At 64.3% G+C, this 12587-nt stretch carries 12 protein-coding genes; 4 read left to right on the plus strand and 8 right to left on the minus strand.

Features of this window, described 5'->3' with window-relative positions:
- Nucleotides 1-12 precede the first annotated feature (12 nt).
- The 3 genes from TQ38_RS16110 to TQ38_RS16120 all read right to left on the minus strand — a co-directional run bounded on the left by TQ38_RS16110 (nucleotide 13) and on the right by TQ38_RS16120 (nucleotide 2837).
- Entirely contained in the window at nucleotides 13-351 is a 339-nt protein-coding gene (locus tag TQ38_RS16110) for a P-II family nitrogen regulator (RefSeq protein ID WP_007687500.1), read from the minus strand.
- A gap of 162 nt (nucleotides 352-513) precedes the next feature.
- Complete coding sequence (locus tag TQ38_RS16115) at nucleotides 514-1218, minus strand: endonuclease/exonuclease/phosphatase family protein (RefSeq protein WP_043977201.1); 705 nt, start codon at nucleotides 1216-1218, stop codon at nucleotides 514-516.
- An 80-nt stretch (nucleotides 1219-1298) separates the two neighbouring features.
- Nucleotides 1299-2837: a peptide chain release factor 3 gene (locus TQ38_RS16120; RefSeq protein WP_043977203.1), complete on the minus strand. Its 1539-nt coding sequence runs from the start codon at nucleotides 2835-2837 to the stop codon at nucleotides 1299-1301.
- A gap of 196 nt (nucleotides 2838-3033) precedes the next feature.
- On the opposite strand from TQ38_RS16120, the gene TQ38_RS16125 reads away from it, so the two are divergent.
- On the plus strand, nucleotides 3034-5484 hold the full coding sequence (locus TQ38_RS16125; RefSeq protein ID WP_043977205.1) for a ligase-associated DNA damage response DEXH box helicase: 2451 nt from the start codon (nucleotides 3034-3036) through the stop codon (nucleotides 5482-5484).
- 162 nt (nucleotides 5485-5646) lie between these two features.
- Here the strand turns inward: TQ38_RS16125 and TQ38_RS16130 are convergent, their stop codons facing one another.
- The 4 genes from TQ38_RS16130 to TQ38_RS16145 all read right to left on the minus strand — a co-directional run bounded on the left by TQ38_RS16130 (nucleotide 5647) and on the right by TQ38_RS16145 (nucleotide 8263).
- Nucleotides 5647-6081, minus strand: a complete 435-nt coding sequence (locus tag TQ38_RS16130; RefSeq protein ID WP_043977207.1) for a biopolymer transporter ExbD — start codon at nucleotides 6079-6081, stop codon at nucleotides 5647-5649.
- Nucleotides 6082-6108: 27 nt separating this feature from the next.
- On the minus strand, nucleotides 6109-6642 hold the full coding sequence (locus tag TQ38_RS16135; RefSeq protein ID WP_205316045.1) for a biopolymer transporter ExbD: 534 nt from the start codon (nucleotides 6640-6642) through the stop codon (nucleotides 6109-6111).
- 119 nt (nucleotides 6643-6761) lie between these two features.
- Entirely contained in the window at nucleotides 6762-7526 is a 765-nt protein-coding gene (locus TQ38_RS16140) for a MotA/TolQ/ExbB proton channel family protein (RefSeq protein ID WP_043977209.1), read from the minus strand.
- Nucleotides 7527-7597: 71 nt separating this feature from the next.
- Nucleotides 7598-8263: an energy transducer TonB gene (locus TQ38_RS16145; RefSeq protein ID WP_043977211.1), complete on the minus strand. Its 666-nt coding sequence runs from the start codon at nucleotides 8261-8263 to the stop codon at nucleotides 7598-7600.
- A 379-nt stretch (nucleotides 8264-8642) separates the two neighbouring features.
- Here TQ38_RS16145 and TQ38_RS16150 point away from each other — a divergent pair, with 379 nt between their 5' ends.
- Both TQ38_RS16150 and TQ38_RS16155 read left to right on the plus strand, forming a co-directional pair.
- Nucleotides 8643-9500 (plus strand): hypothetical protein, encoded by an 858-nt coding sequence (locus TQ38_RS16150; RefSeq protein ID WP_043977212.1) that lies wholly within the window; start codon nucleotides 8643-8645, stop codon nucleotides 9498-9500.
- Nucleotides 9501-9600: 100 nt separating this feature from the next.
- Nucleotides 9601-10908: a homoserine dehydrogenase gene (locus TQ38_RS16155; protein WP_043977213.1), complete on the plus strand. Its 1308-nt coding sequence runs from the start codon at nucleotides 9601-9603 to the stop codon at nucleotides 10906-10908.
- 48 nt (nucleotides 10909-10956) lie between these two features.
- Here the strand turns inward: TQ38_RS16155 and TQ38_RS16160 are convergent, their stop codons facing one another.
- Nucleotides 10957-11406: a hypothetical protein gene (locus tag TQ38_RS16160; protein ID WP_240197909.1), complete on the minus strand. Its 450-nt coding sequence runs from the start codon at nucleotides 11404-11406 to the stop codon at nucleotides 10957-10959.
- A 62-nt stretch (nucleotides 11407-11468) separates the two neighbouring features.
- Between TQ38_RS16160 and glpX the strand changes: the two genes are divergently transcribed.
- Nucleotides 11469-12449 carry a class II fructose-bisphosphatase gene (glpX, locus tag TQ38_RS16165; RefSeq protein WP_043977215.1) on the plus strand — a complete coding sequence of 327 codons (981 nt, stop codon included), beginning with the start codon at nucleotides 11469-11471 and terminating at the stop codon, nucleotides 12447-12449.
- Nucleotides 12450-12587 lie beyond the last annotated feature (138 nt).

Raw genomic sequence — 12587 nt, forward strand, 5'->3', positions numbered from 1 at the left:
TGGAAATCCCCCTCAGAGCGCGGTGTCGCCGGCTTCGCCGGTGCGGATTCGCACAGCCGAAGCGAGGTCGAGGACGAAAATCTTACCGTCGCCGATGGCTTCGGTGCTGGCGACCTGCTGGATCGTCTCGACGATCTTGGGTGCCAGATCGTCAGGTGCGGCGACCTCGATCTTCACCTTCGGCAGCATGTTGGTCGAGTATTCGGCCCCACGGTAGATTTCCGTCTGCCCCTTCTGACGACCGAAGCCCTTGACCTCTGAAACGGTCATGCCGGCGACGCCGATTGCCCCCAGCGCCTCACGCACTTCGTCGAGCTTGAAGGGCTTGATGATGGCTATGATGAACTTCATGCCTATCCCCTGTTTGCCACCGGCCCCAGCGCCGGCTACGGATACGCAAAGCAAGGGGTGTGCCAATTTACCAATTGCGAAGATTTGGTGGCGATTCAAGCAGCGCCCATGCTGACGAACGCACGAAACGCACGTACCGTCGCCCGATTCGTGAGCAGTTGCCTAAATTTTAGGCATGTTGAGCGAGGCAACGACCGGCAAATGGTCTGACCCTATCGCCGACAACGGGCTGTGGTGGACCTGGGTTCCAAGGACCTCCCACTCCCTGGATACGATGATCCGGTCGAGCAGCGCCATCGGCCGGCGCGAGGGGAAACTTCGGCCCGGCGCCAGCACGCGCCAGCTTTCATCGAATTCGCGCAGACAGCCGCCGCGCTGCGCCCATTCGTTGAGATCGCCCATCATCACCGTCGGCACATGCTCACCGCATCCAGAGCAGTGCGACAGCACACTGCGCACCTGATGCCGGCGGCGCAGGCCCGAAAGATCGAGGTGCATGCCGACCACCCGGATCCGCCGCCCCTCGATCCGAAGATCGGCGCGGATCGCCCCGCGCGGCTCCAGCACCGGCAGCGGTACGGGGGCGGCCTCGATAAGTTCGATCCCTTTGCGCACCAGCAGGGCATTACCGTGCCAGCCAAGGCTGTCCGGCTTCATCGATAGGGGCACGGGGACGTAGTGGGTGCCAGCGTGAATGGCATCGAGCGGCAGCACCGCCATGCGCCGGCCGTAGCGGCGATCGACTTCCTGCAAGGCGACCACGTCGGCATCGATCTCGCGCAGCACCGTCAGGATGCGCTCGGGATCGCGCCGCCGGTCGAGCCCGACGGCCTTATGGATGTTGTAGCTGGCGAACTTGATCTGCAACGCTGGGGATCCCGCTGAATGGATAGCCTAGCAATCCACCAGCGCCCTGTCAGGTTCCCCTCATGGGCGCTGGGCGCCGTTCAGCGCTCCTTGGTGGCGCTGAACGCCAGGTCGGGATTGCGCTCCTGCTGGTAGTTCACGTCCCAGGCAGAACGCGCCATGAACACCGGATCGCCATCACGGTCCTTCGCCAGGTTCATCTTGTTGATGTCGGCGAAATCGCGCAGCGCCTTGTCGTCGCCCTTGAGCCAGCGCGCGGTATCGAACGGCGAGGGCTCCAGCATGGCCTCGACCTTGTATTCTGCCTCAAGGCGCGAAATCAGCACGTCGAGCTGCAGCTGGCCGACAACGCCGACGATCCACTGCGAACCGAGTTCCGGGTAGAACACCTGGATCACGCCCTCTTCCGAAAGATCGTCCAGCGCCTTGCGAAGTTGCTTGGTCTTGGTGGGGTCCTTGAGCTGGACGCGGCGCAGGATTTCCGGCGCGAAGTTGGGCAGGCCGGTGAAGCGCACGTCGTTGCGCTCCGACAGGGTATCGCCCACGCGCAGGGTGCCGTGGTTGGGAATGCCGATGATGTCGCCCGGCTCGGCGCTATCGGCAAGCTCGCGGTCCTGCGCGAAGAACAGGATCGGCGAGTGCACCGCGATCGGCTTGCCCAGCCCCGACGGCGTCAGCTTCATGCCGCGCTTGAAGGTGCCCGAAACCAGCCGCATGAAGGCAATGCGGTCGCGGTGCATCGGGTCCATGTTGGCCTGCACCTTGAAGATGAAGCCGGTGACTTCCTTGTTCTCCGGCTCGATCGTGCCCTGCTCGGACGGCTGCGGACGCGGCGGCGGCGCCAAGGCCGCGATCGCCTCGATCAACTCAGTGACACCGAAATTCTTGAGTGCCGAGCCGAAGTAGACCGGCGTCAGGTCACCGCCGCGATAGGCGTCGAGGTCGAACTCGGGATAGCCGGCCATCGCCAGCTCCAGTTCCTCGGCGACCTCGGCAGGGAGCGCGGCCCCTTTATCGACAGTCCCGAGGAACTCCTTCCTCGGGCCCTCCGGGCGGCTGATGCGGCCCGATGCGATGTCGAGAATGCCTTCGAAGACGCCGCCCATGCCCACCGGCCAGGACATCGGGCACACGTCGAGCGCCAGCATGTCGGCCACTTCGTCCATCAGGTCGAAGCAGGCCCGGCCCTCGCGGTCGACCTTGTTGATGAAGGTGATGATCGGCAGCGACCGCAGGCGGCACACCTCGAACAGTTTGCGCGTCTGCGGCTCGATGCCCTTTGCGGCATCGATCACCATGATCGCCGAATCGACCGCCGTCAGCGTGCGGTAGGTATCTTCCGAGAAGTCCTCGTGGCCCGGCGTATCGAGCAGGTTGAACGTGATCGTGTTCCCGTCCGCATCGGTCCGCTCGAACGTCATGACCGAGCTGGTCACGGAAATGCCGCGCTGCTGCTCGATCTTCATCCAGTCCGACCGCGCACGCCGCGCAGCACCGCGCGCCTTGACCTGTCCGGCCAGGTGGATAGCGCCGCCTTGCAGCAGCAGCTTCTCGGTCAGCGTGGTCTTACCGGCGTCCGGGTGGGAGATGATCGCGAAAGTGCGGCGGGAGTTCGTCATCGCCGCGCTTTAGTGGGGAGTGAGGAATAAGGGAAGTCCTGGGGCCATCGCCCCGGCCCCCTTTACCGCCATGGTCACGCGCGACGACGACATTCCCGGGGTCTGGGGCGATGGCCCCAGGTCTTCCCTTCAAACTCTTCACGCAACCCGAGGGGCAACGGTGCTTTTCCCGATATGTGCCGATATGCTCCCCCACATGACCAAACCAGGCCTTGTCCCGCAGGAGATCGCCGACTGGTTCGACGCGCGCGGCTGGCGGGTCCGCCGGCACCAGCGCGAGATGCTCGCCGCCGCCGACCGAGGCAACCATGCCCTGCTGGTCGCGGACACCGGCGCGGGCAAGACGCTTTCGGGGTTCCTGCCCACCCTTGCCGCGTTCTGCCCCTCGCGGCTGGGCGGCGCAAAGGTGCCCGAAGGCTTGCACACGCTTTACGTCTCCCCGCTCAAAGCATTGGCGACCGACGTTCAGCGAAACCTCCTCGCGCCGATCGAGGAGATTGGCCTGCCCATCCGTGTCGAAACACGAAGCGGCGATACCTCGTCCGACCGCAAGGCCCGTCAACGCTCCCGTCCGCCCCATGTCCTGCTGACCACTCCCGAATCGCTTTCCCTGCTGCTCAGCTATCCCGAAGCGCCGGAACTGTTCGCGGGCCTCCAGCGCGTAGTGATCGACGAGGTCCACGCCTTCGCCACCGGCAAGCGCGGCGACTTGCTGGCGCTGGCGCTGTCGCGGCTGCAGGCGATTAACCCGGCACTCCAGCGCGCCGCGCTTTCGGCGACTTTGGCGGACCCGGACGAGTATCGCGGCTGGCTTGCGCCTTGGGGTGAGATCGACGGCGTGGAACTGGTGGTGGGCGAGCCGGGCGCCGACCCGCAGGTCGACATCCTGCTCCCGCGCGAGGAGCGCATCCCGTGGAGCGGCCATGCCGCGACCTGGGCGATCCCACAGCTCATCGAACAGGTCCGCGCCCACCGCACCACGCTGATCTTCACCAACACGCGGTTTCTGGCCGAATACATCTTCCAGGAGTTGTGGAATGCGAACGATGGCAACCTGCCGATCGGCATCCATCACGGCTCGCTTTCCCGCGAGGCCAGGGCCAAAGTCGAGGGCGCGATGGCCGAGGGCAAGCTGCGGGCGCTGGTGTGTACCGCCAGTCTCGATCTGGGGATCGACTGGGGGGATATCGACCTCGTGGTGCAGATGGGCGCGCCAAAAGGTTCGTCGCGCCTGCTGCAGAGGATCGGGCGCGCCAACCACCGGCTCGACCAACCCAGCAAGGCCGTGCTGGTGCCCGGCAACCGTTTTGAATTCCTTGAAGCCTTCGCGGCGCAGGAGGCAGTGCGGCAAGGCCAGCGCGACGGCGACCCGTTCCGCCCTGGAGGACTGGACGTGCTGGCCCAGCACGTCATGGCTACCGCCTGCTCGGGACCGTTTCGCGAAGAAGCGCTGCTTGCCGAAGTACGCTCCTCGCTCGCCTATGCCTGGGTCGATGAGGTGCTGTTCGCACGCGTCCTCGAATTCGTGGCAACCGGGGGCTACGCGCTGCGCTCCTACGACCGCTTCCGGCGCATCGTGCGCGAGAAGGACGGGACGTGGCGGCTGACCCACCCCGAACATGCCGCACGCCACCGGCTGAACGCCGGGATCATCGTCGATTCCGAAATGCTCGATGTGCGCTTCCGCAACGGCCGCTCGCTGGGGCGGGTAGAAGAGGGATTCGGCGCCAGCCTGGAGCCGGGCGATACGTTTCGCTTCGCGGGCATGGATCTTGAGGTCGAATCGCTGAAGGACCTTGAACTGATCGTGCGCGCGGCAAAGCGATCGGCGACGATTCCCAGCTATTCCGGGCAGCGGATGCCGATCTCGACCCATCTGGCTGACCGGGTTCGCGCAATGCTATCCGACCGTGCGGGTTGGGCGCGTTTCCCGGACGACGTGCGCGAATGGCTCGAAGTGCAGGACTGGCGCTCGCACATGCCCGCACCCGGACGGCTGCTGGTGGAGAGTTTTCCGCACAGGGGCCTTGCCTATACCAGCTACTATACGTTCGAGGGATGGAACGCGAACCAGTCACTGGGGATGCTCATCACCCGGCGCATGGAGGACCGGGGGCTCGGCCCGCTCGGCTTTGTCGCAACCGATTATACGCTGGTCGTATGGGGGCTGAAGGCGGTGGAGGATCCGGCTGCGCTGCTCTCGCCCGATATCCTGACACACGAATTTGTCGACTGGGTGCAGCAATCGTACTTGCTACGCCGCGCCTTTCGCGAGGTTGCGGTAATTTCCGGTCTCGTCGAGCGCCAGCAGCCCGGGAAGCGCAAGTCGGGGCGGCAGGTCACGTTCTCGACCGACCTCATTTACGACGTCCTGCGCAAGTACGAGCCGGATCACCTGTTGATCGAAGCGGCATGGGCCGATGCCCGCGCACGCATGACCGATGTGGCGCGCGTTGCCGACGTTCTCGACCGGGCCGCGCGCGAGGTAGACCATGTCGTGCTGGAGCGAATCAGCCCGCTGTCCGTCCCGGCGCTATCGATGATCGGGCGCGAAAGCATGCCGTCCGGGGCAGCGGACGATGATCTGCTGTTCGAGGCGGAGAGCTTGGCTTCGGTCGCCATGCGGGTGGATTCGGAAGACAGTTGAAGCGGGGCGGCATAGCCCCCGGCACCTCCGACAATGTCGGCTTGAGGCACTTGGCCCGAAGACTGCGCCCTTGCTACCAACCTTACGGACACACAAAAAAGGAGCGGATCGCTCCGCCCCTTTTGGGTGTCCCTTTCGGGACCAGTCTTTTGAACTTTTGGCTTACTTGCCGAAGTTCGCGAACTGTTCGTTGCCGACGAAGCCGAACTTCGTGACATTCGCAGCCTTGATCACCTGCAGGACCTGGGCAGACAGCTCATAGCTGGCTTCCGGTTCCGGCTGGAACTGAAGTTCCGGCTCGGTGGCCATACGGGTGGTGGCCTGCAGCGAGTTGACCAGACCGTTCTGGTCGATCTGCACGCCGTTCCACAAGATCTTGCTGTCCTGGGTCAGGACGATCTTGTTCTTGATCGGATCGATCGGCGGCGGTGTGTCCGTCGGAGGAGTTGCGACCGGAAGATCGATGTCGATCGAGTGGGTCGCAACCGGGATGGTGATGATGAACATGATGAGAAGCACGAGCATGACGTCGATCAACGGCGTCGTGTTCATGTCCATCATCGGGGAGCCATCATCTTTGCCCGCTGACATTGCCATGGAAAGTTACTCCTGTTCCTGCCTACGTCAGCCGTTCGGGTCGACGGGGTTGGTGATGAAGCCAACCGTCGGGTAACCCGAGACCTGAACGTTGTAGATCGCACCTGCCACGCAACGCCAGGGAGCCTGGATGTCGCCGCGGATGTGGACCTGCGGGATGAGCTCCGGGTTCGCCATCAGAGCCTGCGGGCCACCTTCACGCTTCACGATGGCATCGAGACGCTTGAAAGCCTGGTCGCGCAGTTCTTCGGAGGTAACCGGAGTGACGTTGTTGAAGTAGATACGGCATTCGCCGCCGCGCGAGGCGCCCTGGTAACCGGGCTCTCCGGCCGTGCGGCCGCCGCTGTCGGTAGTCGAGACGGTGAGGAGAAGGTTTTCGACCTTGTCCTTCGATTCGACTGCTTCGACGACGGGAATGCGCAGCTTCTCGATCGTCTGGATCGCGACCGGAACCGCAATCAGGAAGATGATCAGAAGCACCAACATGACGTCGACGAGCGGCGTCGTGTTGATGTCGGACATCGGTGCGTCTGCACCGCCTCCGCCCGTGGATATCGCCATAGTCTTATCCTAATCCTTGCGTTGCCTTGGGGCCGGCGACGGCATTCGCATGCATCGTACCGCCGCCGATTTCCCCGTACGGGGGCGGACCGGGCGGGCCGGTCCGCTTCCCGTGCTCCTTACGACTTGGCGGGAGCGGCAGCCGGCTTGGGAGCGACGGGCTTCACGGGTGCGGAACCGACAACAGGCTTCACGGCGCCCTTCGAAGTGATGTTCGCGAGAACGTCATTCGAGAAACCGGTCAGCAGTTCGGCGATGCGCTTGTTGCGGCTCTGCAGGTAGTTGTAGGCAAGCACTGCGGGAACCGCGACGAGCAGACCGAGAGCGGTCATGATCAGTGCTTCACCAACCGGACCTGCGACCTTGTCGATCGATGCCGAACCGGCGAGACCGATGGCGATCAGGGCGCGGTAGATGCCGACGACGGTACCGAACAGACCGATGAACGGCGAGGTCGCACCAACGGTCGCGAGGAACGACAGACCACCAGCGAGACGCGAGTTGACGGTTGCTTCCGAGCGAGCGAGCGAGCCGTGCAGCCAGTCGTGTGCTTCGAGCGAATCGGTCATCTTGGCATGCTGGTCTTCAGCGGCGAGGCCGTCGTCGACGAGCTGGCGCCAGGCGCTGTTCTTGTCGAGCTTGGCAGCGCCTTCGCGCAGGGTCGGCGCCTTCCAGAAGGTCGTGCGGATGGTGTTGAACTGGCGCAGGATCTTCGACTGTTCGAACCACTTGGTGAACAGGATGTAGAACGAACCGAAGGACATGATGCCCAGGATGATCACGGTCGCGTAGGCGATGAAACCGCCCTGTTCGAGGGCTTCCATGAAGCCGAACTTGTTCTGCGGCGCGCCCGCACCGGCGGCAAGGATGTCAACGATAAGCATGCGATATACCTCTCAAGAAGAATGCAGGAGTAGGTCAGGACCAAAAGGTGCCGTCCGGACCAGCCTTGGAGTTAGTTGAGCTTGTAGACGATCGCCGTCGTATAATTCGACGAGATCGGGTTGCCGCCGTCGTCAAGCGCCGGGTCGAAACGCGCATAACGCGTCATACCGTCGCAAGCCGCCTCGTCGAGGTCGGGGCTGCCGCTCGAGCTCGAAACCGAGCACGCGCTGACACGGCCATCCGCACCGATCTGGACACGAACGCCCACGCGGCCTTCGCGCTCTTCACGCGCAGCCCGGGTCGGGTAGTTCGACTGGATGCGACCAGCCCAGCCAGCCTGACCCTTCGGCCTTACACCACGGGCCTTCGAAGGTCCGGGAGGAGGCGGAGGAGCAGCCTGAATCGGCGGCGCAGTCTGGATCATCGGCGGCGGTGCCGGCGGCGGAGTCTGCACCGTCACCACCTGAGGCGGAGCCGGGGCAATATTGATCGGCGGCGGCGGCGCCACGATGGGCGGCGGCGGCGTATCGGGTTGTTCAGGCGGAGGCGGCGGCGGCTCCTCTTCCTTGGGTTTCTCTTCCTTGATATCCACGGTGGTCACCTTCTTGATGACCTGTTGCGCCGCCTTGTAGGCCAAGCCGGTGACAAGCGCATAGCCGACGAAGACGTGGATCAAGGCGACAATGACAAGAGCAACAATCTTGTTGGTGCTCATTTGCTGGTCAGCGTAAGCCATTCAGACGCATCACTCCATTACCAAGCCCCGAACCGTTTTTGACGGAAACCAATCCCGACAAGACGTGTCCAAGGGCGTCCATGGCTTCCCCCGGAGGGAGGAACCCATGACGAAACTACAATTACCCACCCTGACGGCTGACAGTCTACCTTCCCGTGAACGAACCCGACGGGAAGACGAACCGCGGGGCATTTTTTAGTATTTTTGCCCCATTTTGCAGGCTTCTTAACGTTGAAGCCTTCCCTGCGCAACGCCTTATCGCGGTGGCAGGTGTTAACGCACAATTCATGCCGCGTTAGGTGAATTTGATCCAGTGCAATTTTGTGCACAGCCCGCACTACGGCTATAAGACATCGCATTTCCACGGAGATTATCCTTCATGTCCTTCAAATCGCAGCACCTTGCAGGGCTTCTCGCGGGTGCCTATCTGGCGCTTGCTCCCCTTGCGGCGAGCGCCCAGACGGCTTCCGGAGGGCTTCCCGCGGCTTCCAACGAGGTAACTTATGCCGATGTGGCGGACCTTGCCGATTCGGCAGGTCTGGTCGTGCAGGCGCAGATCGCGAAGATGGTCCGGGTCGACGATGCCCGCGCACCGGGCCTGACGCCGGGCCATGGCCGCTTTTATATTCAGGCGAACACCAGGGCCCTGCTGACCGGCAAGGCTCCGCTTGGCGAATCGGTTAGCTATCTTGTTGACCTGCCGCTCGATGCACGCGGCAAAGCGCCCAAACTCAAAAAGCAGGACGTTTTCCTGTTCGCGCGCGCAGTGCCGGGCCGGCCCGGCGAGTTGCAGCTGGTTACTCCGACCGCGCAGCAGTTGTGGACCGTCCGGGGCGAAGCGCGGCTGCGCGCGATCCTGGGCGAACTGGTTTCGCCCGATGCGCCCGCACGCATCACCGGCGTGCGCGAACTGCTCTATGTACCGGGCAACCTTGCCGGACAGGGCGAGACGCAGATTTTCTTCACCACCAGGGATAATTCGGCGGCTTCGATCACCGTCCGCCACGAACCGGGCGCGGCGCCGGTTTGGGGTGTCTCGTTCTCCGAACTCGTAGCCAACGTCGATCATCCGCCGCAGCGCGATACCCTCGAATGGTATCGCCTGGCCTGCTTCCTGCCCAACCTGCCGCCTGCCCGAGCCAACATCTCGGGCAGCTATGCCGAGCAGCAGCAGGCGCTGTCCGACTACCGCATGGTACTGGGCGACCTTGGCGTGTGCAGCCGCACCTTGCGCTGAGTTACGGTGTCCCGGGCGAGGCCTGGGACACCGCCATCGTCCAAGGCGCTGGAAATTCCCGCCAGCCTGGCTTACGGCGCGCTCCCGAAAAGGAGCTTGCATGGTCGAACCGCTCAATATCGCGCTTGCCGGACTGGGAACCGTCGGCAGTGGCGTCGTCCGCCTCATCGAGACCAACGCGGAGCTGATTGCCCGCCGCGCCCGCCGTCCGATCCGCATTGCGGCGGTCAGCGCGCGCGACCGCACCAAGGATCGCGGCGTCGACCTCTCACGCTACGACTGGGAGGACGATACTGCCGCCCTCGCCGCGCGCGACGATGTCGACGTGGTGGTGGAGATGGTCGGCGGGTCTGACGGCCCGGCCCTGGCGCTGGCCCGCAATGCGATCGCGGGCGGCAAGGGCCTGGTCACCGCCAACAAGGCGATGATCGCGCACCACGGGCTGGAACTGGCCGCAGCCGCCGAAGCAGCCGGCGTCGCGCTCAAATTCGAGGCGGCGGTGGCCGGGGGCATCCCGGTCATCAAGGGGTTGAGCGAAGGCGCGGCCGCCAATGCCATCGAGCGGGTCTACGGAATCCTCAACGGCACCTGCAACTACATCCTCTCCACCATGGAGGACACTGGCCGCGACTTCGCGGACGTGCTCGCCGATGCGCAGCGCATGGGCTATGCCGAAGCTGACCCGACCTTCGATATCGAGGGCATCGACGCGGCGCACAAGCTTTCGATCCTCGCTGCGATCGCCTTTGGCACGCGTCTGCGCTTCGATACGGTGGAAACGATGGGCATCAGCCGCGTGAAGGCGGCCGACATCGAGCAGGCCCGCGCGCTGGGCTACGTCATCCGCCTGATCGGCATGGCCGGAACCGACGGCACCAATGGCAGCCCTCGCCTGTTCCAGCGCGTGCGTCCGCATCTGGTGCCGATCGACCATCCGCTCGCCCATGTCGACGGAGCGACCAATGCGGTCGTCGCCGAGGGCAATTTCATGGGCCGCCTGCTGTTCCAGGGCGCCGGCGCGGGTGACGGGCCTACCGCCAGCGCGGTGGTTGCCGACATCATCGACATCGCCAAGGGCGAGAAGGGCCCCGCCTTCGCGATGCCCGCCGCCGAACTGGAAGCGATGGAGCCCGCTTCGTCCGGCCACCGCGTGGGCAGTTCGTACATTCGCTTCACCGTGCCCGATCGTCCGGGCGTGCTGGCGGACATCACCGCCGCCATGCGCGATGCGGGCGTCTCGATCGAAAGCCTGATCCAGAAGGGCGACCCTGACCAGGACGGCGAAGTGATCCTCGCCGTGGTCACGCACCCGGGACCGGAAAGCGCGGTAACCGAGGCCATGCGCATCCTGGACGGGTCCGACAGCCTCGCCGGGCGGCCGCTGGTGATGCAGATCATCGGCGCCTGATAAAGCCAGCCTGTCCTCCCCATCCCCGGGGAGGACAGCAAAGGCCGGCTATCGGGGGGCCCGGATTTCGCCCTTGGCGATCTTGTCCGCATCCGAACCGGCCGGGGCCATCGGGATCGTCGACAGATCGATGATGTAGGGCTGCTCGACAGAGCCGAATGTGGCCGTAGCCTTGCCCTTGAAGATGCCGCCCCCGGCTACGTCCGGGGTGTGCAGCCTGCCATCCTTGAGCGCCTGATCCGAGGTGGGATCGGAATCGGCGGTGGAGGGCATCCGGAACTGGTCCTGATCCGGCGCACAGACCACGATCTCATTCTGGCGTGTGGGGTTGGCGCATTCGTTATGCGTCTTGTCCGGGGTGACCCGGCCGCCGGCGCCCAGCATCTTTTCGGCAAGGGCCCGGTCCGCATCGGATGGGCCTGCGGAAGCCGTCTGCGCAATCGCCGGAACGGGGGCCAGGGCTGCGATTGCAAAAAGGTAAATCCAGCTTCTCGACAACTCAAATTCCTCTGGCTAAGCGATCCGAACCTTTTTCCTCCCAGGATTACTCCGGAGTGAACATGCCCGAAAACACGACCCCCGCAAGCAAGGTACTCGACCGGGTTCTCGTCCTGGAAATGGTGCGCGTCACAGAAGCCGCGGCCATTGCCGCGTCCTACCTCATCGGCCGCGGAGACGAGAAGGCGGCCGATCATGCCGCCGTCGAAGCGATGCGCAAGGCCTTCGACGAACTTTATATGGACGGTACCGTCGTGATTGGCGAGGGGGAACGCGACGAAGCGCCGATGCTTTTCATCGGCGAGAAGGTCGGCGGCGCGCCGGGTACGGGCCCGAAGATCGACATCGCCCTCGATCCGCTGGAAGGCACCACCATCACCGCCAAGGCCGGCCCTAATTCGATGGCGGTGCTGGCAGCGGCGGAAGAAGGCGGCCTGCTCAACGCGCCCGACGTCTACATGGACAAGCTGGCAGTGGGTCCGGGCTACCCGGACGGCATCATCGACCTGCGCAAGACCCCCACCGAGAACGTGACGGCGGTGGCGGCGGCCAAAGGGGTGAAGCCGGCCGACATCATCGTCTGCGTCCTCGACCGGCCGCGCCACGAGCCGCTGATCGCCGAACTGCGCAGCATCGGCTGCGGCGTCGTGCTGATCGGTGACGGCGACGTCGCAGGCGTGATCGCAGTGACCGACGAGGACACCACGATCGACATGTACATGGGTTCGGGCGGCGCCCCCGAGGGCGTGCTGGCCGCAGCCGCGCTTCGCTGCGTGGGCGGCCAGTTCAACGGCCGCCTGCTGTTCCGCAACGAGGATGAGCGTCTGCGCGCCCGTAAATGGGGCATCGAAGACCTGAACAAGATCTACAAGCTGGAAGACCTCGCCAAGGGCGACTGCATCTTCGCGGCCACCGGGGTGACCAGCGGATCGCTGCTACAAGGCGTCAAGCACCGCAAGGGCGGCAAGATGACCACGGAAAGCGTGGTGATGCGCGCCAGTTCGGGCACGGTACGCTGGATCAGGGGCGAACACCGTACCTGACCGGTGCCAAGTCACTGGTAGATAACGCGAAAGGCCGGATTCGGGATGTCCCGGATCCGGCCTTTCGCATTTACGAGCCCCGCCGCGTAGCGGTGAAAAACCGCCTCCCACTATTGCAATCGCATGACGCATCACTAC

It is taken from the genome of Novosphingobium sp. P6W, assembly GCF_000876675.2.
In the GTDB taxonomy this organism is placed as follows: domain Bacteria; phylum Pseudomonadota; class Alphaproteobacteria; order Sphingomonadales; family Sphingomonadaceae; genus Novosphingobium.